The following is a 20,451-nucleotide window of genomic DNA, read 5'->3' on the forward strand; positions in this document are numbered from 1 at the left end:
CCGCGACTGGGAGGCCGCCGAACGCGAGGGCCGCACCATCACCCCCCTGATCACCCGGCTCAACACCATCCGGCGCGCACACCCCGCGCTCCAGCGACTGAGGAACCTCCGCTTCCACGGCACGGACAACGACGCCGTCATCGCGTACAGCAAGCGCAGCGGATCCGACGTGGTGCTCGTGGTCGCCAACCTCGACCCCCACCACACCCAGGAGGCCACGGTCTCGCTCGACATGCCGCAGCTCGGCCTGGACCGGCACCGGACGGTTCCGGTGCACGACGAGCTCACCGGCGAGACCTACCACTGGGGCAGCGCCAATTACGTGCGCCTGGAGCCGGGGCGGGCTCCCGCGCACGTGCTGCACGTCCAGCTGCCGCCCGCCGCACAGCGAGACGGAGGGCCCACGACGCCATGACCGTGAACGAGCCAGTGCCGGACACCTTCGAGGACACCCCCGCCAAGGACCGGGACCCGGAGTGGTTCAAGCGCGCCGTCTTCTACGAGGTGCTGGTCCGCTCCTTCCAGGACAGCAACGGCGACGGCATCGGCGACCTCAAGGGGCTGACCGCCAGACTCGACTATCTGCAGTGGCTCGGCGTCGACTGCCTGTGGCTGCCGCCGTTCTTCAAGTCCCCGCTGCGCGACGGCGGTTACGACGTCTCCGACTACACCTCCGTGCTGCCCGAGTTCGGGGACCTGGCCGACTTCGTGGAGTTCGTGGACGCGGCCCACCAGCGGGGCATGCGCGTGATCATCGACTTCGTCATGAACCACACCAGCGACCAGCACCCGTGGTTCCAGGAGTCCCGCCGCGATCCCGACGGGCCCTACGGCGACTTCTATGTGTGGGCCGACGACGACAAAGGCTACCCGGACGCGCGGATCATCTTCGTCGACACCGAGGCGTCGAACTGGACCTACGACCCGGTTCGCAAGCAGTACTACTTCCACCGCTTCTTCTCGCACCAGCCGGACCTCAACTACGAGAACCCGCGCGTGCAGGAGGAGATCCTGGCCGCCCTGCGCTTCTGGCTCGACCTGGGTATCGACGGATTCCGGCTGGACGCGGTGCCCTACCTCTACGCGGCCGAGGGCACCAACTGCGAGAACCTGCCCGCCACCCACGAGTTCCTCAAGCGCGTCCGGCGCGAGATCGACGCCCAGTACCCGGACACCATGCTGCTGGCCGAGGCCAACCAGTGGCCCGAGGACGTCGTCGACTACTTCGGTGACTACAGCACCGGCGGCGACGAGTGCCACATGGCCTTCCACTTCCCCGTCATGCCGCGCATCTTCATGGCGGTGCGACGGGAATCGCGCTACCCCGTCTCCGAGATCCTCGCCAAGACCCCGCCCATCCCGTCCGGCTGCCAGTGGGGCATCTTCCTGCGCAACCACGACGAGCTGACCCTGGAGATGGTCACCGACGAGGAACGCGACTACATGTGGGCGGAGTACGCCAAGGACCCCCGCATGCGCGCCAACATCGGCATCCGCCGCCGCCTCGCCCCGCTGCTGGACAACGACCGCAACCAGATCGAGCTGTTCACCGCCCTGCTGCTCTCCCTGCCCGGCTCCCCCGTCATGTACTACGGCGACGAGATCGGCATGGGCGACAACATCTGGCTCGGCGACCGCGACGCGGTGCGCACCCCCATGCAGTGGACACCCGACCGCAACGCCGGCTTCTCCACCTGCGACCCCGGACGGCTCTCCCTGCCCGCCATCATGGACCCGGTCTACGGCTACCAGGTCACCAACGTCGAGGCGTCCATGGCCTCGCCGTCCTCACTGCTGCACTGGACCCGCCGGATGATCGAGATCCGCAAGCAGAACGCGGCCTTCGGACTCGGCACCTACACCGAGCTGCCCTCGTCCAACCCGGCGGTCCTCGCCTTCCTGCGCGAGTACGAGGACGACCTGGTGCTCTGCGTGAACAACTTCTCCCGCTTCTCCCAGCCGACCGAACTCGACCTGCGCGAGTTCGACGGACGCCACCCGGTCGAGCTGTTCGGCGGTGTCCGCTTCCCGGCCATCGGGGAACTGCCGTACCTGCTGACCCTCGGGGGCCACGGCTTCTACTGGTTCCGGCTCACCCGAGTCGCATCCCGCATCGGCCGACGACTGTGAGCGTGTGCCGGCGAGAGGAGGCGTCACCATGACCAAGACCGCGTTCCTGCGCCCGAGAAGCGCGCCCGTCGAGCCGCTGGAGTCGCTCGCCGGGCTGCTGCGCGAGTGGCTGCCGCGGCAGCGCTGGTTCGCCGGCAAGGACCGGCCCGTCACCGACCTGAGCCTGCTGTCGATGACGGAGCTGTTCCCGGACTGTCTGCATGTGCTGGTCCACGCCGGTCATGGAGGCGTCCCGGCTCCCGGGGGCGACCCCCCGGCCGGTGACTGCTACCAGCTGCTGCTCGGAGTGCGCGAGCATCCCTCGCCGCGCCTCGGGCGGGCCCTGATCGGCAGGGTGCAGAACGGCCCGCTGGCCGGACGGACGGTCTACGACGCCCTCTACGACCCCCGTTCGGCCCAGCTGCTGCTGGAGCGGCTGCGCCACCCCGGCACGGCGGGCCCGCTGCGCTTCGAGTGCCACGCCGGGCAGCCGCTGCCCACGGGGCTGGTGCCCCGGCTGCTGGACGCCGAGCAGTCCAACTCCTCGCTGGTGTACGGCGACGAGTACATCCTGAAGGTGTTCCGGCGCATCCAGCCCGGCGTCAACCCGGACCTGGAGGTGCCCGGCGCGCTGGCCCGGCAGGGCTGCCACCGGGTGCCCGCGCCGGTGGCGTGGTTCCGCACCACGGACCCGTTCAAGGCGACGCTCGGCGTGCTCCAGCCGTATCTGCGCGACGCCTCCGACGGCTGGACCCTCGCCCTCGGCGCCCTGGCCGCCGGTGACGACTTCACCGCGCAGGCGCACGCCCTGGGGCGGGCCACGGCCGATGTGCATCTGGCGCTGGCCTCCGCGTTCCCCGTGGGCGAGCCCGGCGAGATGCGCCGCACCGCCACGGCCATGACCGAGCGGCTGACGGCCGCCGCGCACGCCGTGCCGGCGCTCCAGCCGTTCGTGCCGGGCCTGCGGACCGCGTTCGCCGCGCTCACCGCCTGCGACGCCGGACCGCCCGCCCAGCGCATCCACGGCGATCTTCATCTGGGGCAGGTGCTGCGGGCGGGGCGCGAGTGGTTCGTCATCGACTTCGAGGGCGAGCCGTCCCGGCCCCTGTCCGAACGGCGCAGCACCCACTCCCCCGTGCGGGACATCGCCGGGATGCTGCGCTCCTTCGACTACGCCGCCCGGCAGCGCCGCCCCTGGCGCCCCGAGTGGGCGTGGCGCTGCCGGGAGGCGTACTGCGCAGGCTACGCCTCCCGGGCCGGGTGGGACCCCCGCAAGAAGCACGGTCTGCTGCGCGCGTACGAGACCGACCGTGCCGTGTACGAGGTGCTGTACGAGGCCCGGCACCGACCCGACTGGCTGCCCGTACCCATGGCGGCGATCGAGCGCCTCGCCGTGAGAGGAGACTGAAGCCGTGGCCCTGCGTGACACGCCCCTGCCCGGATCCGCCGGGCCCGTCCCGTCCGCGTCCGTCGCCGGGGGCACACCCGCCCCCGCCCTGGACGACACCGACCGGGGGCGCCTGCTGGCGGGCGCCCACCACGACCCGCACGCGCTGCTCGGCGCGCATCCCGTCCCCGGCGGGATCGCCTTCCGGGCGCTGCGTCCCTTCGCGCGGGAGGTGAGCGTCGTCGTCGGCGGCGAGCGCTTCCCGCTCGTGTCGGAGGGCGACGGGCTGTTCTCCCGCGTGCTGCCGCTGGAGGCGATCCCCGGGTACACCCTGGAGGTGGCCTACGGGGACGACGAACCGGTGGAGGTGCACGACCCGTACCGGTTCCTGCCCGCGCTCGGCGAGTTCGACCTGCATCTGATCAGCGAGGGCCGGCACGAGGAGCTGTGGACGGCGCTCGGCGCCCGGATCATGACGCACCAGGGGGTGACCGGCACCCGGTTCACGGTGTGGGCGCCCAACGCGCAGGGGGTGCGGCTCGCCGCGGACTTCACCTACTGGGACGGCACCGCCTTCCCGATGCGCTCGCTGGGCTCGTCCGGCGTGTGGGAGCTGTTCCTGCCGGGCGTCGGCGAGGGCACCCGCTACAAGTTCGAGATCCACTCGCGGTACGGGCACCGCTTCCTCAAGGCCGACCCGATGGCCCGCCGGGCGGAGGAGCCGCCGGACACCGCCTCCGTCGTGACGGCCTCGCACCACGAGTGGCGCGACCAGGAGTGGATGGAGCGCCGGGGTGCGACGCCGGCGCACCAGGCGCCGATGTCGGTGTACGAGGTGCATCTGCCGTCCTGGCGGCCGGGCCTGACCTACCGTGAGCTGGCCGAGGTGCTGCCCGCGTACGTCAAGGATCTCGGCTTCACCCATGTCGAGCTGATGCCGCTCGCCGAGCACCCCTTCACGCCCTCCTGGGGCTACCAGGTCACCGGCTTCTACGCGCCGACCGCGCGGCTCGGCGCCCCCGACGACTTCAAGTGCCTCATCGACGCGCTCCACCGGGCCGGCATCGGTGTGATCATGGACTGGGTGCCGGCGCACTTCCCGAAGGACGACTGGGCGCTGGCCCGCTTCGACGGGGAGCCGCTGTACGAGCCCGGGGACTCGCGGCGGGCGGAGCACCCGGACTGGGGCACGTACACCTTCGACTTCGGCCGCATCGAGGTGCGCAACTTCCTGGTGGCCAACGCCGTGTACTGGTGCCAGGAGTTCCACATCGACGGCCTGCGGGTCGACGCGGTGGCCTCGATGCTGTACCTCGACTACTCGCGCGAGGACGGCCAGTGGGAGCCCAATGTGTACGGCGGCCGGGAGGACCTGGCGGCGATGGCGTTCCTGCAGGAGATGAACGCCACCGTCTACCGGCGCTGCCCCGGCGTGATGACGATCGCCGAGGAGTCCACCGCGTGGGGCGGGGTGACCCGGCCCACCGACGCCGGCGGTCTGGGCTTCGGCTTCAAGTGGAACATGGGCTGGATGCACGACTCGCTGCAGTACGTCTCCCACGAGCCGGTGCACCGCAAGTACCACCACAACGAGATGACCTTCTCGATGGTGTACGCCTACAGTGAGAACTATGTGCTGCCGATCTCGCACGACGAGGTGGTGCACGGCAAGCAGGCGCTGGTGTCGAAGATGCCGGGCGACTGGTGGCAGCGCCGGGCCACTGTGCGCGCCTACCTGGGCTTCATGTGGGCCCACCCCGGCAAGCAACTGCTGTTCATGGGGCAGGAGTTCGCGCAGGGCGCCGAGTGGTCCGTGGAGCACGGCCCCGAGTGGTGGCTGCTGGACGGCACCTACCACTCCGCGGGCGACCACCGCGGGGTGCAGGACCTGGTGCGCGACCTCAACACCCACTACCGCGAGACGCCGGCGCTGTGGCAGCACGACACCGACCCGTCGGGCTTCAGCTGGGTCGCGGTGGACGCCGCCGACGACAACGTCTTCGCCTTCCTGCGGTCCGACGGGGAGGGCCGGCCGCTGCTCGCGGTGTCGAACTTCTCCCCCGTCGTCCGGCACGACTACCGGCTGGCCGTCGGGGACGAGGTGATCGCCTGGCAGGAGGTCCTCAACACCGACGCGGCGCGCTACGGCGGCAGCGACGTGGTCAACCCGGACCCGGTCAAACCGGAGGACGGCTGTGTGCGGATCACGCTGCCGCCGCTGGCGACCGTGTGGCTGACGCCGGCCGCTCTGTGACACTCCCCTCCCGGCGCCAGGTGTTCCGCGCCGGGAGCGGGGCATCCGGGCCGTACGGCCGAGGACCCTTCGGCGTCGCGGCGGGTCACAGAAGGGCGGCATCAGGTGCGCACCGTGGGAGTGGAGGAGGAACTCCTCCTCGTCGATCCGGAGACGGGTGAACCGCGGGCACTGTCCGCTCCGGTGCTGGCCCGCGCCACCCGGGAGGATGCCGACCAGCAGGTCTTCGAGAAGGAACTCCACGAGCAGATGCTGGAGTTCGCCACCCATCCGCAGTCGTCGATGGAGAGCCTGCACACGGAGATCGTCCGCTGCCGCGAGGAGGCCGCCGGGCATGCCGGGGGCATCGGCTGCACGGTCGCCGCGCTCGCCACCTCCCCGCTGCCGGTCAGCCCGGCCGTCGGCGTCAACCGGCGCTACCAGTGGATGGAGGAGCAGTACGGCATCGCCACCCGCGAGCAGCTGGTCCTCGGCTGTCACGTGCATGTCTCGGTCGAGTCCGACGACGAGGGCGTCGCCGTGGTGGACCGGCTGCGGCCCTGGCTGGCTCCGCTGACGGCGCTCAGCGCCAACTCGCCGTTCTGGCAGGGCACGGACTCCGGTTACAGCAGCTACCGCAGCCGGGTGTGGCAGCGCTGGCCCTCGGCCGGCCCCACGGAGATCTTCGGCTCGGCCGAGCGGTATCACCGCCGGGTCGCGGACATGGTGGCGACCGGCGCCGTGCTGGACAAGGCGATGATCTACTTCGACGTGCGGCTGTCCGACCGGTACCCCACGGTGGAGCTGCGGGTGGCGGACGTGTGCCTGCACGCGGAGACGGCGGTGCTGATCGCCGCGCTCGCCCGCGGCCTGGTGGAGACGGCGGCCCGCGAGTGGCGGGCGGGGCAGGAGCCGGCCGATCACAGCGTGAGCCTGCTCAGGCTGGCGGCCTGGCGGGCGGCGCGGGCGGGTCTGACGGGCGATCTGCTGCACCCGGAGACCATGCAGCCCCTGCCGGCCAAGGCGGTGCTGGAGGATCTGGTCGAGCATGTCGCCGAGGCGCTTCAGGCTCACGGCGACCTGGAGCTGGTCCGGGAGGGCTGCGCCCGGCTGCTGCGCGAGGGCAACGGGGCCCAGGTGCAGCGCGAGCTGCTGGAACGCACGGGCAGCCTGCGGGACGTCGTCACCGAGTGCGTGCGGCACACCCAGCGCTGAGACGTCCGGGACTGGACGGCCCCGTACGAAGGGGCGGTCTCACAGGATCAGGACGAGGGCGTAGGCCAGGAAGAAGGCCGCGGTCAGGGCGGCGACGAGCAGGGTCACGATCAGGGCCCCCTGGACCAGCCCCTGGTCGGATTGTGGGTCTCCTGGGGGCCCGCCTCGGGCAGGCTGCTCTCCGCGGGCGGGGTCTCGCCCGGGGGAACGCCGCCGCCCGGTTCCAGGCCGGTGCTGCGTTCCGGTTCGGGGTCGGGATTGATGTGACTCATGCTCTGCGGGTCCCCCGAACCACGGAGATCAACAGTGCGGCCACACTTCCGGTGATACCGGCGCCGTATCGCTCCGGTTCGGCTACATTCAGGCACCGCCGATGACTCTACTCATCGGCCGAGTCACCCCCCGTACACGTCAGGAGCAGTGCATGCGTGACCTCGCTCTGGCTCCCCCGTCCGCTCCGCCCCTGACCGGCGGCCTCGCCGACAGCCTCTTCGACATGGCCGAGGCGAACCCCACCCTGCCCATGCTGGCCCGCCGGCCGGACCCGTCCTCCCAGACCTGGGAGGAGGTGACCGCGGTGGAGTTCCGCGACGAGGTCGTCGACCTGGCGAAGGGGCTGATCGCGTCGGGGATATCGCCGGGCGCGCGGGTCGCCGTCATGGCCCGCACCCGGTACGAGTGGACCGTCCTGTGCTACGCGCTGTGGACGGTCGGTGCCGAGGTCGTCCCGATCTACCCGACCTCCTCGCGGGAGCAGGTGGAGTGGATCCTGAAGGACGCCGGCTGCGTGGCGGTCCTGGTCGAGGACGAGCAGGGCGTGATGACCGTCGGCTCGGTGTGCGCGCAGCTGCCGTCGCTGCAGCACGTCTGGCAGCTGGACGCGGGGGCGCTGGGGCAGCTGGTGGCGCAGGGCGAGCAGGTCCCGCTGGCGACGGTGGACTCGATGCGCCGGATCGTGCTGCCGGACTCCACCGCCGTCGTCGCCTACACCTCGGGCACCTCCGGGCAGGCGCTGGGCTGCGCCCTGAGCCACCGGGGTCTGGCGATGGTCTGCGACACGCTGCTGGCGGGCTGGAAGCACACGGTGGCGGCGCCGGGCGAGCAGGGTGCCGTGCTCGCGTTCCTGCCGCTGTCGCACGTGTACGGATTGATGATCCAGTGTCTGTGCGTGCGCGGCGGACTGCTGATGGGGCACGAGCCCGACATGAGCGCCGAGGCGCTCTCCTCGGCGCTGCGCTCGTTCCGGCCGACCTATCTGTACGCCGTGCCGTCGCTGCTGGAGAAGATCTACAAGAATTTTCTGCGGGCCTCTCAGCAGGCGGGCCGGGGCGCGCTGTTCGAGCGGGCGGCCGAGACCGCCCGTGACTTCGCCGAGGCCGTGGAGCGGCAGCGTCTGGGCCGCGGCCCGGGGCCGGGCTTCGACCTGCGCCTGCAGCACGCCCTGTACGAGCGGACCGTCTACCGCCGGCTGCGGGCCACGCTGGGCGGCCGGGTGCGCCGGGCCACCTCGGGCGGCTCGCCGCTCAACCGTGACCTGTCCCTCTTCTACGAGGGCATCGGCATCTACGTGCACGACGGCTACGGGCTGACCGAGACCAGCGGCGGGCTGACCATGCAGCCGTACGGCCGGGAGAAGTCGGGCACCGTGGGTCAGGTGCTGCCGGGCATGGAGATCCGGCTGGCCGACGACGGGGAGATCCTGGTGCGCGGTCCGGCGGTGTTCCAGGGCTATGTGGGCGACGAGGCGGCGACCCGGGCGGCGCTGCGCGACGGCTGGCTGGAGACTGGCGATTTGGGACGGCTGGACGAGGAGGGCTATCTCACCATCACCGGCCGCAAGAAGGACATCATCATCACCAGCAGCGGCAAGAGCGTGGCCCCGGCCGCGCTGGAGCAGCGGCTGCGGATGCATCCGCTGGTGCACCAGGCGGTGGTGGTGGGCGACAACCGGCCGTGCGTGGGTGCCCTGATCACCCTGGACCCGGAGTTCGTGGCGCACTGGCGGGCGGCGCTGTCCCTGCCCGGGGACGCGCCGACCCGTGAGGCGCGGGAGGAGAACGCGCTGCGGGAGGAGCTCGGCCGGGCGGTCGCCGCGGCGAACAGCAGCGTGTCGCGGTCGGAGTCGATCCGGGTGTTCCGGGTGCTGCCCGAGCCGTTCGAGGTGAGCAACGGACTGCTGACGCCGTCGATGAAGCTGCGCCGGGACGAGATCGTGCGGCGTTACGCGCTGGAGATCGACGCGATGTACCAGTCGCGTTCCCGGCGCAGAGCGGGCACGGAGGAGCCGTCGTCGATCTGGGACGACCCGGACAACGTGTTCCGCTGACGGGGTCTCTGCACGCGCCGAGGGGCGCCCACCCGCTCGATCCGGGTGGGCGCCCTTCGGGCTCGTCGGCCTGGTCGGATCACCGGCGCGCCGCCCCGTGCGGCTCGACCGGTGGCGTGTGCCGCACCGGGTTCCCGTCAACGCCCGGCACATGCCTGGGAATTCGCGGGCCCCGGCGGGCGGCGCGCACGGGTGTGACGTGTCCGTCACCGTTCTCCCGCGGGGTACCGGCGCGTAGGCTGCGCCAGCACGGGAACTCACGGAGCTAGGAGACAGACGGGGGAGGGACGAAAGGACGATCGCCCCGCGCCGTACCGCGGGGCCGGGAAGGCGAGATGGCACCCGAGCCGCATGAGGACAGGACACTGGCTGCCGAAGAGATCACGAGCCGCATCGCCAGCTTCCCCGGGGAGCTGCACGACGTGACCGACGCACGGCTGGTCGCGGAGGAGTTTCTCTTCGATCTGGCCCGCGTGTCGGCGCCGGCCGCGCCGGAGCACTGGGACGACATACTGCTGGTGGTGACCGAGCTGGCCGCCAACGCGGTGCAGTACGCGCCGGGTCCGTTCGAGTTGCGGCTGCGGAGAACGTTCGACGGGGTGCATGTGGTGATGCACGACACCAGCACGGTCGAACCGGCTCCCCGGCCCTTCCATCCGAGCCGCGGCGACGGCGGTATCGGCTGGCATCTGATCCACACCCTCGGCGACCAGGTGAGTGTCGTCCGCAACGACACCGGCAAGGACATCCACGTGTTCCTGCCCTGGTGAGGGCCGCCGCCAGCCGCCGCTAGCCGTCGGCCGGTGCGGGCGCGTCGCCCATGGGGAGCAGTACGGCGATGGTCTTGCCGCCCGCGGGGCGCCTGCGGGCGTCGATCCGGCTCGTCAGCCCGGTCACCAGGGGCCAGCCGTAGCCGTTGCCCTGGTGCATGGGCGGCAGGTCGGCGCCGCCCAGGGCGGCCTGAGGGATGACGTCGCTGTGGTCGTGCACGGCGATCCGTACCCCGTCGGCGGTGGTCATGACGTCGAACCCGGTCAGCCCGCCACCGTGCCGGATGGCGTTGGTGACCAGCTCGGAGACGACGAGCGAGAGTGTCCCTGGATCTCCTCGGCGCGGCACCGGTGCGGCCCGCCCTTCACCCGGTCTCGGTCCCGCGCGGCGGCAGCCCCTGGTAGTAGGCGCCGACCTGGGTGAGATACGCGGCGTCCCGGGTCTGGCTGTCGGTCTGGAAGCGGGGTGCCGCCTTCACCTCCGCCCTGGTGCAGGCCAGCGTCACCTTCCGCTCCCCGGTGTCGATGCCGGTGACGGCGCCCACCGGTACCAGCAGGCTCCGGCCGAACACCCAGACGCCGGTGTCCACGACGAGATGGCACAGGCCGTGCGGGTCCGCCTGCCGGTCCACATGGCCGATGGTGCCGTCGTCGGCGACGACGGTGTATCCCGTGAGGTCCTGCCGCAGTGCGGGACCCAGTTCCGGCGCGTACGACCAGATGCTGTCGAAGGGCACGCTGCTCCTTGCCTCCCCGATGAGTGAGTGGAACGACGAAGCCGGCGGGAACTGTGGGCGGCCCGTCCGGCTCCACCTCATCGGTTACCCGCGCGCGGCGGGCGCATTCGGCCGGCTTCGGCGGGCCGGCACGGACGGAACAGTTCGCGCCGATCGGCATCCGCGTCGGCCGATCCGGCGGGACGTGAAGGCATGACAGGAGGAATAGGGGGTACGCGCGGCTGCGCGGTGACCCGGCCGAGTTCGATCACCCCCGTGCCCTGGCCGTCAGTATTCGTTGGAGGTACTCGTGCCCATTGCCCAGAACCCGCTGTCCGTCGAGGTGACGCTGCCACGGGACGACACCGCCCTTCTGACGGTGCAGGGATACCTGGACATCGACACCGCGACCGAGTTCCAGCACCACCTGGCGAACCAGCTGCACCACGGTCGCCGGCACTTCCTGCTCGACCTGTCGGCGGTGCCCTTCATGGACTCGTCCGGGATGAACATCATCCTGCGCGTCTACCAGGAGGTGCGTGAGCTGCCGGGGAGCGTGCACATCATCTCCCCCACCCCCGCGGTGCGGCGGATATTGGACCTCACCGGTGTGAGCATCACCGTCCCGGTGTCGGAGAGCGTCGAGGAGGCGCTTGAGCGGGTCGACCCGCCCCAGGAGCCCGCGACGGAAGGCGAGGACTGAGCACCCGGGGCGACAACCGCAACCTGCCGGACCGGGGGCGGTGAGCGCCGCGCGGCCGAAGGCCGCCCGTCGCCGGCCGCCGCACTGTCCGCGCACGCCCGCCCGGGCCGCCCCGGCTTCCGTCCGGGTGCGCCGGGTGGGGCCGTCGCCGGTGGGCACCCGGCGAGATCACGTCGTCGTCCCGTCACCCGGAACGGGTTCGGCGCGACGCAACAACCATGAGGAGACAACAGGTGCCGGAGCACGAAGCCGACGGTTCGCCGCACACAGCCACGCCCGAGGTGGCGGACTTCCTGCGCCGCCGCAGGGAGCAGATCGCTCAGCAGCCCGGGGTCGGGCACCACGGTGCGGGTGACCTCCTGGGTGACGCGTCCGCCGCGGCCGCGTGAGGAGTCCTGATGCCGCGGGTGAGGTACGTACCCGTCCAGGACTCCACCCGGGTCCGGGACGTGCGGGTCGCCGCGGAGGACGCGGCGGCCGGGGCCGGCCTGGACGTGCGGCGGACCGCGGCCGTGTCCCTGGTGGCGACCGAGCTGGCCACCAATCTGGTCAAGCACGCGCACGGCGGCCAGGTCGTCATCGAGGTCGTCGACGCCGCCGTCCCCCGGGAGCCCGCCGGGCGGTCGGTGCAGATCACCGCGATCGACCACGGGCCGGGGATGGCCGATGTGGCGGGCGCGATGCGGGACGGCTTCAGCACCACCGGGTCGCTCGGCGCGGGCCTCGGCACCTGCCGGCGGCTGAGCGACGACTTCGGGCTGCACAGCGTCCGGGGCCGGGGCACGGTGGCGGTGGCCCGCATCGCCGGCGCCGCGCCCGCCGCCGGCGTCTCGCCGGCGCCGGGCGTGCGGGCGGGAGGGGTGAACATCCCGTTCGCGGCGGCCGAGGAGTCGGGCGACGACTGGGCGTGGGTGCGGTCCGGGGACCTGTACACGCTGATGCTGGCCGACGGGCTCGGGCACGGCGCCGCGGCGGCCGGTGCCTCGGCCGCGGCGGTGGAGGCGGTGCGCCGCGCGCCGCATCTGCCGCCCGCGGAGGCGCTGCGCGCGCTGCACGACGCGCTGGGCGGCACCCGGGGCGCGGCCGTCGCGGTGGCCCAGCTCGATCTGCGGGCGGGGCGGCTGCGGTTCGCCGGGATCGGCAATGTGGGCGCGCGCCTCAGGGACGGCGACCGGTGGCGGGCACTGCTGTCCCGGCCCGGCATCGTCGGGGCGCACCGGCCCGGCACCCTCCGCGAGGACGAGATGCCCTGGACTCGCGACAGCCTGCTGATCCTGCACACCGACGGGCTGCCCAGCCGCTGGTCGCCCCCGTCCGGCGACGGCCTCACCGCGGCCGACCCGGCCGTCACGGCCGCGGTGACGATCCGTGACGCCGGGAGTTCCGCACGGCCGGTGCGGGACGACACCGCCGTGACCGTCCTGTCCCCGACCCCGCCGGACCGACCATGACCCGTACCTGGCGCATCACCTCCGTCACCGACGCGGCCCGTGTCCGGATAGCGCTCGCCCGGCTGGCCGGGGAGCGGGGCCTGCCGGCCGTCGAGCGCGCCCGGCTGGCTACGACGGTCAGCGAGCGGCTGCGGCAGTGCCTCACCAAGGGCGGCACCTGGCTGCTCACCCTGGACACGGCCGGCCCGGCCGGATCGGCACGGCTGCACCTGGTGCTGACGCCGCCTCAGGAGGCGCGCGACGGCGGCGAGCCGCCGTGGGAGGTCACGGTGGCCTGCCCCGGCGGGGACGCGACGGCCGGTGCGGTGCCGGCCGGCACGGCAGAGCCGTCGGCGCTGGCGGAGGCGCTGCTGGGCGCCGACGAGGACACCGCCGTGGTGCTGGACCGGCTCAGCGAGCGGGAGGAGCTGGTCGCCTTCCACCGGGAGGAGCTTGAGCAGACCAACCGGGGCGTGCTGGCGCTGCACGCCGAGCTGGACGCCGCCGGCCGGGCGCAGCGGGAGGCGTTCGCCGCCGAGCGCGCGGCGCGCACCGAGGCGGAGAACGCCCGCCACCGGCTGACGTTCCTGGCGGACGCCAGCGCGGCGCTGAACGCCTCCCTCAACCAGGAGGAGATCCTGCGCCGGCTGCCGGAGTTGCTGGTGCCGGCGTACGCGAGTGAGGTGGACGTCTGGCTGTTCGACGACGAGGACGACCTGCGCGGGCCCTCCTCCCGGCCGGCCGCGGCCGTGCGCGCGCTGCGCACCGGGCGGCCCCAGTACGCGGCGGACCACCCCGGCGGGCTGCCCGGCGTCGACGACCATCCCGCCTCGGCGCTCTCCCCGGGGCGGGCCCTGCTGTGCGTGCCGCTGCTGACCCGGCGGGCCCCGCTGGGTGTGCTGACGCTGTCGCCGCCCGGCGCGTGCTGGGACGCGGACGACGCCGTGATGCTGATCGAGCTGGCCCGGCGGGCCGGGATCGCCCTGGACAACGCGCGCCGGTTCGAGCACAACCGGGACATCGCCGAGACGCTGCAGCGGGCCCTGCTCACCGAGTTGCCGGTCACCCCCGGCCTCACGCTCGCCGCTCGGTATCTGCCGGCCACGCACGGCCTGAACATCGGCGGTGACTGGTACGACGCCTTCCGCCAGCCGGACGGCAGCCTGATCACCGTCATCGGCGACGTCACCGGGCACGGGCTGCACGCGGCGGTGATGATGAGCCAGCTGCGCACCGCGCTGCGGGCCTACGCGGTGGACGGCGGCAGTCCCGGCCGGCTGCTGACCCGGCTGCACGGGTTCCTGCACCATCTGCAGCCCGATCTGTACGCCACCGCGGTCATCACCCGCGTCCACCCCGACGAGCCGACGCTGACCTGGGCGGCCGCCGGGCATCCGCCGCCGGTGCTGCGGCTGCCCGACGGGCGGGTGCGGGTGCTGGACGCCAAGCCGGGCGCGATGCTCGGCATCCCGCTGCGGCAGGACATCGCCGACCACACCGAGCGGCTCGAGCCGGGCTCGACGCTGGCCCTGTACACGGACGGTCTGGTGGAGCGGCGGGCGCGGGGCATCGACCCGGGGATCGCCCGACTGGCGGCGGCGCTCGGGGCGTTCGACCCCGGGGAGCTGGAGGCGGACCTGGAGGGCGCGGCGGACCGGACGCTGCACCCGCTGCTCAGCGACTCCGAGCGCGACGACGACGTGTGCCTGCTGCTGTGCCATCTGCACGAGCGATCGATTCCCGGTGCGCTCCGGCCCGTGGGCGGGCATCGTGGTGCTGAGCAGGGGCACGCGTAGGGCGTCGGCGTTCCGGCGCATCGCGGCCGCCGCCGGGGCGCCGCCGGCCGCAGAATGGGAGAACACCGTGACTCGACCCAGGATCCTCGTGGTGGGTGCAGGCTTCGCCGGTGTGGAGTGCGTGCGCCGGCTGGAGCGCAGACTCACCCCGGACGAAGCCGACGTCACCCTGGTGACGCCGTTCTCCTATCAGCCGTATATGCCGCTGCTGCCCCAGGTGGCTTCCGGCGTGCTGACCCCGCAGTCGATCGCGCTGTCCCTGCGCCGCAGCCGGAAGTACCGCACGCGGATCATTCCCGGCGGTGCCGTCGGGGTGGACCTGAAGGCCAAGGTGTGCGTGATCCGCACCATCACCGACGAGATCGTCAACGAGCCGTACGACTACATCGTGCTGGCCCCCGGCAGCGTCACCCGCACCTTCGACATCCCGGGACTGGTCGACCACGCCTTCGGCCTGAAGACCCTCGCCGAGGCCGCCTACATCCGCGACCACGTCATCTCGCAGCTCGACCTGGCCGACGCCAGCCCCGACCCGGCCGAGCGTGCCGCGCGGCTGCAGTTCGTGGTGGTCGGCGGCGGCTACGCGGGCACCGAGACCGCGGCCTGTCTGCAGCGGCTGACGCACGCCGCGGTCAAGCGCTACCCGCGGCTGGACCCGCATCTGATCAGGTGGCATCTGATCGACATCGCGCCGAAGCTGATGCCCGAGCTGGGCGAGAAGCTGGGGCGCAGCGCGCACGAGATCCTGACCCGGCGGGGCATCGAGATCTCGCTGAAGACCTCCATCGAGAAGGCCGGCCCGGACGAGGTGACCTTCACCGACGGCCGGGTGGTGCCGACGCACACCCTGATCTGGACGGCCGGCGTCGTCGCCAGTCCCCTCATCGCCGCGCTGGGCGCGGAGACCGTCAAGGGGCGCCTCGCCGTCACCGCCGACATGGCCCTGCCCGGTTACGACGGTGTGTTCGCGCTCGGTGACGCCGCAGCGGTGCCGGACCTGGGCAAGGGCGAGGGCGCCGTGTGCCCGCCGACCGCGCAGCACGCGATGCGGCAGGGGCGGCACGTCGCCGAGAACGTCATCGCCACGCTGCGCGGGGAGCCCAAGCGGCCCTACACGCACAAGGACTTGGGTCTTGTGGTGGACCTGGGCGGCAAGGACGCGGTGTCCAGGCCGCTCGGCATCGAGCTGCACGGCCTGCCGGCGCAGGTGGTGGCGCGCGGCTACCACTGGTCGGCGCTGCGCACCAATGTCGCCAAGACGCGGGTGATGACCAACTGGCTGCTGAACGCGGTCGCCGGCGACGACTTCGTGCGCACCGGGTTCCAGGCGCGCAAGCCCGCGAAGCTGCGGGACTTCGAGTACACCAACGAGTACATGACGCCGGAGGAGGTGCGGGCCCACGTGGCGGCGAGCCGCGCGGCGCAGTGAGACGCCGGCCTCGGGTCCGGTACGGGCCGGCGGCGTGAGGTCAGGGGGGCGGTCGGTGCGGTCCAGGCTGCGGGACCGCATCGCGGCGTCCGATCCGGGGCTGCTGCGGCTGACGTCGGGGCTGCGCACGGTCGGCGCCATCGCGCTGACCCTGGCGGCCTTGGCCCCCTTCGGCCCGGGCATCACCCGTCTGGTGGCCGGGGCGATGACGTCGATGGTCGCCACGTTCGCCATCCGGGAGAAGCAGCGCCGGGCGCAGGCGGTGACGCTGGCTCTGGGTCTGCCGGTGGCGCTGGTGTCGGTGTCGCTGGGTGCGCTGCTGAGCCAGCGGCCGGTCGTGGGCGACGTGTTCTTCGTCGTGCTGATCTTCAGCGCGGTCTACGGCCGCCGGTTCGGCGAGCGCGGCACCACGCTGGGGTTGATCGCCTTCCAGACGTACTTCATCTCCCTGTTCGTCGGGGCCTCCCCCGAGGGGCTCCCCGGGCTGTGGGCGGTGGTGGCCGTCGCCTTCGCGTGCAGCGCGCTGGTGCGGTTCGTGCTGGTGCCGGTGACGCCCACGGCCCTGCTGGGGCGGCTGCGGGAGGCGTTCCGGGCCCGGCTGGCGCAGCTCGTCTCGGCCCATCTGGCGCTGCTGGAGGCGGATCCGGACGCCCCGGACGCCGTCGACAAGGCGCTGGAGGAGGTCCGCGAGGGCACCTCGCGGCTGCACGAGACGGCGCTGATGATCCAGTCCCGTCTGGAGGAGGGCACCCGGGACGAGGCGACGGCGCGGCTGGTGCAGCGGCGCATCGCGGACGCGGAGATCGCCGCGGAACGGCTCGGCCTGGTGCTGCTGTCGGCGCGCAGCGCCGAGCGGGCGGACACGCTGACGCTGCATCTGCCGGGCGCGCCCGCACCGGAGATGGGCCGGCTGCCGGGTCCCGAGGAGTCCACGGCGATGGTGCGGCGCGATCTGATCGCGCTGCGCGCGCTGGTGCTGCGCTCCGGCGGCGAGGCCGCGGAGAACGTGCTGAGGCAGGTGCGCAACCGGCTGCTCGCCTACCGGGAGGAGGAGAACCTCCCGGCGGCGTCCCCGGCGGTGCAGGACGTGTTCCGGGCGATCGGCGAGACCGCGCGCGCCGTGCTGGGGCTGCGGATCGCGCTGGAGGGTGCGCCGGAGGAGGCGGACGAGTCACCGGAGACGACGCGGTCCCGCGAGGAGCTGGACGCCGAGGACGCCGCCATCGACGCCGAGAAGACCGAGCCGGAGGAGGAGCAGAAGGGGCTGCGGCGTCCGACGACCCGGGCGGCCGTGCAGGTCGCGGTGGGGTCGACGCTGGCCATCCTGGGCGGGGAGCTGATCTCCGCGGACCGCTGGTACTGGGCGGTGCTCACCTGCTGGATCGTCTTCCTCAACACCTCCTCGACGGGCGAGATCCTGGTCAAGGGCTACCGCAGGCTGCTGGGCACGGTCTTCGGCGTCGTGGCCGGCATCGTGCTGGCCGGGCTGGTGGGGCAGCACACGGTGGCGGCGTTCGCGCTGGTGCTGGTGCTGATCTTCGCGATGTTCTACTCGGCCCCGCTGTCCTACACGCTGACGTCGTTCTTCGTGACGGCGATGCTGGGCCTGCTCTACACGCTGCTGCACACCTACAGCTGGGAGGTGCTGGTGCTGCGGGTGGAGGAGACGGCGCTGGGCGCGGCGTGCGGGGTGGTGGCGGCGGCGTTCGTGCTGCCGGTGAAGACGGACCGGCGCACCAACGAACTGCTGGGCACGGTGCTGGAGCGCCTTGCGGAGGTCACCGAGGCGGCGGTGGGACAGCTCAGCGGCGGCCCGGCGGACGACCTGCTGGACAAGGCGCGGGACCTGGACCAGGCGCTGGGCGATCTGCGCGGGGCGGTCCAGCCGCTCACCCACCCGGTGACCCCGCTGCGGGCCCGCCGCAGCACGGCCCAGTACGTGGTGGCGCTGCTGGAGACCTGCGCGTATCACGCGCGGTCGCTGGCCGCCACGGCCGAGCTGCTGCCCGCCCACCCCTCCATCGCGGCGGACCCGCGGCTGCGGGGGGCCGCCGCCCGTACGGTGCGCAACATCCGGGCGATCGCGGCCCGCGTCGAGAACGAGCAGGCGGACCGGAAGTCGGACCGGCGGGTGGAGACGGGTGCGAGCATCGCCTCCCTGCTCAGCGGCTCGGGCGGCGACACCGCGGCCCGCTACGGCCGGATCACCACCCGCGTGCTGCGCCATCTGGAGCGCCTGGACGAGGCGGTGGTGGGCCTGGCCCGCCCCTTGGGCGTGCGGGTGGCCACCAAGGACTGACGCCAAGGGCCGAACCGGCGAGCCCGGGGCACGGAGGCGTCAGAAGTCCGTGGGCAGACCGCTCGCCCTGGCGATTCCGCGGAGTTCCTCGTTCTGCTGGTGCCGCTCTCTGATGAACGCGGCGATCTCGTCGAGCCGCGACGGGTCGTTGGCGGTGGCCGCGTCGGTGACGACCCGGACCGGTCCGCTGTCGTCCACCTCCAGCTCGACCACCTCGTTGTCCAGGCGGCCGGTGACGGCGGTGGCGATGACCAGCGCGGCCTCGTCACGGATCTCCTGCGGCAGTTCGTCGTCGCCGCCGTCCAGGGCGACGTCGAGTCCGGACAGGCGGTGTTCCTCGATCGCCTTGAGGACCGGCTCCACCACGCGCAGCAGAAGCCGGTAGTCCTCGGTGTCCATCCGGATGCGCAGCAGGTCCAGGTAGACGTCCACGGGCCGGCCGTCCGGGGGGATCTCGGATTCACTCATTGGTCCCGTGTTCCCCCGATACGGCCGGCCTATCCGGAATCCGGTGTCTCAGACGCGCCGCCAGCGGGCCAGCGCGAAGGAGAACACGCCGAACAGCACCAGGCCCGCGGCGACGCAGGCCGGCAGCCACGGGCCCAGCGGGGTTCCGGCGAGGCAAGGCAGGATGTCGTCCATGCCCTTGGCCTCGTCCGGCTCGTACGCGATCACGGCGCGCACCGCGAAGACACCGGCCGCGGCGAAGACCAGGCCGCGCGCCACGCCGCCGACTCCGCTCACGTCGAGCAGACGGCGGGCGCGGGGGCTCAGCTCTCCGGGCTTGAGCTTCTGGGGACGCGGTGGTCAGCGGACCGGGCGTCGCCGCGGACGGGGCGGCGGCCGGCCAGCGGTGCGCGGTCTTGAGGGCCTGATGCACGTCGCGGGTGCCGGTGGTCACGCACAGGGTGTAGGCGAGGTCGCGGGCCCGCGCGCTGGACGTCTCCGGGGTGCTGCCCGGGGGCGGCTGCTCGTACTCGTCGACGAGGCGGCGCAGCACGGCGGGGTCGGGCTTGAGCATGTGTCTCTTCCGGTGCGGTTCTGGGGTGAGGTTTCCGGTGCGGTTCTGGGGTGAGGTGAAGGGGGTTGGTGCAGGGGTGAAGGGGTGACGCCGGTGGCGCTCAGGCGGAGGGCGCGTGGCCGCCGCGCGGCCTGCGCTCCTCCATCGCCTCGGCGCGGATGCGGGCGCAGCTGCGGCTGATGAGGCGCGAGACGTGCATCTGGGAGATGCCCAGGCGGTCGGCGATGCGGCTCTGGGTCATGTCCTCGAAGAACCGCATGTAGAGAATGGCGCGCTCGCGCTCCGGCAGCCGGCGCAGTCCCGCCTTGGCCGACTCGCGGTCGACCACGACGTCGTAGGAGGAGTCCGGGGCGCCGAGGGTGTCGGCGAGGCTGTAGCCGTCGTCGTCGGAGTTGAGTTCCGCGTCCAGGGAGAGGGTGCTAAAGCTCTCCAGCGCCTCCATCCCGGCCGAGACCTCCTCGTCGGTGAGCCCGGTGTGGGCGGCGATGTCCGCAACGGAGGGCTCGGGGCTGCCCGGGTGCTGGGTGAGTTCGCGGCGGGCGACGCGCACCTTGTTGCGCAGCTCCTGGACCCGGCGGGGTACGCGCAGCGCCCACATGCGGTCCCGGAAGTGGCGCTTGACCTCGCCCGTGATGGTGGGCACGGCGTAGCTCTCGAAGGCTCCGCGTTCCGGGTCGAAGCGGTCGATGGCCTTCACCAGGCCGAGGGCGGCCACCTGACGCAGGTCCTCGACGGACTCGCCGCGGTCGCGGAAGCGACCGGCTATGCGGTGCGCCATGGGGAGCCAGGCGGTGACCAGTTCGTCGCGGACGGCGTCCCGTTCGGGGCCGTCCTCCAGGGAGGCCAGCCGCGTGAAGAGGACGGCCGTGTCGGGGGCGTCGTCGTGCCGCCGGCGCGTGGTGGCGGCCGTCGCGGTCGTGGTGTCGGGGCGGTCGGTGGGCGTGTCGATCAGCATGCGGTTTCGCTCCCGAGCGGTGGTATTGGGGGTTTGCCGCGGGACGGGGCCGCAGGAGGCTC

At 72.7% G+C, this 20,451-nt stretch carries 16 protein-coding genes and 4 pseudogenes; 13 read left to right on the forward strand and 7 right to left on the reverse strand.

Annotation, left to right across the window (positions count from 1 at the left end):
* From ABD198_RS23995 to ABD198_RS24015, 5 genes and pseudogenes are all read left to right on the forward strand, one after another.
* A pseudogene (locus ABD198_RS23995) lies at positions 1–415 on the forward strand (DUF3459 domain-containing protein); the annotation flags it as partial.
* Positions 412–2,130, forward strand: coding sequence for a maltose alpha-D-glucosyltransferase (treS, locus tag ABD198_RS24000; RefSeq protein WP_344005561.1), 1,719 nt, complete (start codon positions 412–414; stop codon positions 2,128–2,130). The pseudogene ABD198_RS23995 and the gene treS, both read left to right, overlap by 4 nt.
* A 28-nt stretch (positions 2,131–2,158) precedes the next feature.
* Complete coding sequence (locus ABD198_RS24005; RefSeq protein ID WP_344005563.1) at positions 2,159–3,517, forward strand: maltokinase N-terminal cap-like domain-containing protein; 1,359 nt, start codon at positions 2,159–2,161, stop codon at positions 3,515–3,517.
* A gap of 4 nt (positions 3,518–3,521) precedes the next feature.
* Positions 3,522–5,750 carry a 1,4-alpha-glucan branching enzyme gene (gene glgB, locus ABD198_RS24010; RefSeq protein WP_344005565.1) on the forward strand — a complete coding sequence of 743 codons (2,229 nt, stop codon included), beginning with the start codon at positions 3,522–3,524 and terminating at the stop codon, positions 5,748–5,750.
* A gap of 105 nt (positions 5,751–5,855) precedes the next feature.
* Positions 5,856–6,944, forward strand: a complete 1,089-nt coding sequence (locus ABD198_RS24015; RefSeq protein ID WP_344005567.1) for a glutamate--cysteine ligase 2 — start codon at positions 5,856–5,858, stop codon at positions 6,942–6,944.
* 39 nt (positions 6,945–6,983) lie between these two features.
* Here the strand turns inward: ABD198_RS24015 and ABD198_RS24020 are convergent.
* Positions 6,984–7,216 (reverse strand): annotated as a pseudogene (locus ABD198_RS24020) (DUF6480 family protein).
* A gap of 152 nt (positions 7,217–7,368) precedes the next feature.
* Here ABD198_RS24020 and ABD198_RS24025 point away from each other — a divergent pair.
* Both ABD198_RS24025 and ABD198_RS24030 read left to right on the forward strand, forming a co-directional pair.
* Entirely contained in the window at positions 7,369–9,270 is a 1,902-nt protein-coding gene (locus tag ABD198_RS24025) for an AMP-dependent synthetase/ligase (protein WP_344005569.1), read from the forward strand.
* A 335-nt stretch (positions 9,271–9,605) separates the two neighbouring features.
* Positions 9,606–10,040 carry an ATP-binding protein gene (locus ABD198_RS24030; protein ID WP_344005571.1) on the forward strand — a complete coding sequence of 145 codons (435 nt, stop codon included), beginning with the start codon at positions 9,606–9,608 and terminating at the stop codon, positions 10,038–10,040.
* A 19-nt stretch (positions 10,041–10,059) separates the two neighbouring features.
* Here the strand turns inward: ABD198_RS24030 and ABD198_RS24035 are convergent, their stop codons facing one another.
* Both ABD198_RS24035 and ABD198_RS24040 read right to left on the reverse strand, forming a co-directional pair.
* Positions 10,060–10,389 (reverse strand): ATP-binding protein, encoded by a 330-nt coding sequence (locus ABD198_RS24035; RefSeq protein WP_344005573.1) that lies wholly within the window; start codon positions 10,387–10,389, stop codon positions 10,060–10,062.
* Between the two features lie 16 nt (positions 10,390–10,405).
* The gene (locus ABD198_RS24040; protein WP_344005575.1) at positions 10,406–10,777 is read right to left on the reverse strand and encodes a PRC-barrel domain containing protein; all 372 of its coding nucleotides are present in this window, start codon (positions 10,775–10,777) and stop codon (positions 10,406–10,408) included.
* 289 nt (positions 10,778–11,066) lie between these two features.
* Between ABD198_RS24040 and ABD198_RS24045 the strand changes: the two genes are divergently transcribed.
* From ABD198_RS24045 to ABD198_RS24070, 6 genes are all read left to right on the forward strand, one after another.
* Positions 11,067–11,459: an STAS domain-containing protein gene (locus ABD198_RS24045; RefSeq protein ID WP_344005577.1), complete on the forward strand. Its 393-nt coding sequence runs from the start codon at positions 11,067–11,069 to the stop codon at positions 11,457–11,459.
* Between the two features lie 233 nt (positions 11,460–11,692).
* Positions 11,693–11,848 (forward strand): hypothetical protein, encoded by a 156-nt coding sequence (locus ABD198_RS24050; protein ID WP_344005579.1) that lies wholly within the window; start codon positions 11,693–11,695, stop codon positions 11,846–11,848.
* Between the two features lie 9 nt (positions 11,849–11,857).
* A complete protein-coding gene (locus tag ABD198_RS24055; protein WP_344005581.1) occupies positions 11,858–12,910 on the forward strand; it encodes an anti-sigma regulatory factor in 1,053 nt (350 codons plus the stop codon).
* A complete protein-coding gene (locus tag ABD198_RS24060; protein ID WP_344005583.1) occupies positions 12,907–14,685 on the forward strand; it encodes a PP2C family protein-serine/threonine phosphatase in 1,779 nt (592 codons plus the stop codon). The genes ABD198_RS24055 and ABD198_RS24060 overlap by 4 nt, the downstream gene beginning before the upstream one ends.
* A gap of 67 nt (positions 14,686–14,752) precedes the next feature.
* The gene (locus tag ABD198_RS24065) at positions 14,753–16,114 is read left to right on the forward strand and encodes an NAD(P)/FAD-dependent oxidoreductase (protein ID WP_344005585.1); all 1,362 of its coding nucleotides are present in this window, start codon (positions 14,753–14,755) and stop codon (positions 16,112–16,114) included.
* Between the two features lie 55 nt (positions 16,115–16,169).
* Entirely contained in the window at positions 16,170–18,413 is a 2,244-nt protein-coding gene (locus ABD198_RS24070) for an FUSC family protein (protein WP_425580537.1), read from the forward strand.
* A 39-nt stretch (positions 18,414–18,452) separates the two neighbouring features.
* On the opposite strand, the gene ABD198_RS24075 is transcribed toward ABD198_RS24070, so the two are convergent.
* The 4 genes and pseudogenes from ABD198_RS24075 to ABD198_RS24090 all read right to left on the reverse strand — a co-directional run bounded on the left by ABD198_RS24075 (position 18,453) and on the right by ABD198_RS24090 (position 20,389).
* Positions 18,453–18,881, reverse strand: coding sequence for a hypothetical protein (locus ABD198_RS24075; protein WP_344005589.1), 429 nt, complete (start codon positions 18,879–18,881; stop codon positions 18,453–18,455).
* Positions 18,882–18,929: 48 nt separating this feature from the next.
* Positions 18,930–19,208: pseudogene (locus ABD198_RS24080) on the reverse strand (DUF1206 domain-containing protein); the annotation flags it as partial.
* Positions 19,209–19,275: 67 nt separating this feature from the next.
* Positions 19,276–19,434: pseudogene (locus ABD198_RS24085) on the reverse strand (DUF5133 domain-containing protein); the annotation flags it as partial.
* A 100-nt stretch (positions 19,435–19,534) separates the two neighbouring features.
* Complete coding sequence (locus ABD198_RS24090) at positions 19,535–20,389, reverse strand: SigB/SigF/SigG family RNA polymerase sigma factor (RefSeq protein WP_344005591.1); 855 nt, start codon at positions 20,387–20,389, stop codon at positions 19,535–19,537.
* Positions 20,390–20,451 lie beyond the last annotated feature (62 nt).

This window comes from Streptomyces thermocarboxydovorans (assembly GCF_039524635.1).
Lineage (GTDB): Bacteria > Actinomycetota > Actinomycetes > Streptomycetales > Streptomycetaceae > Streptomyces > Streptomyces thermocarboxydovorans.

What these genes read in the sequence shown, in the direction of transcription:
- treS (WP_344005561.1), top strand. Translation starts at nt 412, where the DNA reads ATGACCGTGAACGAGCCAGTGCCGGACACCTTCGAGGACACCCCCGCC.
- ABD198_RS24005 (WP_344005563.1), top strand. Translation starts at nt 2,159, where the DNA reads ATGACCAAGACCGCGTTCCTGCGCCCGAGAAGCGCGCCCGTCGAGCCG.
- ABD198_RS24025 (WP_344005569.1), top strand. Translation starts at nt 7,369, where the DNA reads ATGCGTGACCTCGCTCTGGCTCCCCCGTCCGCTCCGCCCCTGACCGGC.
- ABD198_RS24030 (WP_344005571.1), top strand. Translation starts at nt 9,606, where the DNA reads ATGGCACCCGAGCCGCATGAGGACAGGACACTGGCTGCCGAAGAGATC.
- ABD198_RS24055 (WP_344005581.1), top strand. Translation starts at nt 11,858, where the DNA reads ATGCCGCGGGTGAGGTACGTACCCGTCCAGGACTCCACCCGGGTCCGG.
- ABD198_RS24060 (WP_344005583.1), top strand. Translation starts at nt 12,907, where the DNA reads ATGACCCGTACCTGGCGCATCACCTCCGTCACCGACGCGGCCCGTGTC.
- ABD198_RS24075 (WP_344005589.1), bottom strand. Translation starts at nt 18,881, where the DNA reads ATGAGTGAATCCGAGATCCCCCCGGACGGCCGGCCCGTGGACGTCTAC.
- ABD198_RS24090 (WP_344005591.1), bottom strand. Translation starts at nt 20,389, where the DNA reads ATGCTGATCGACACGCCCACCGACCGCCCCGACACCACGACCGCGACG.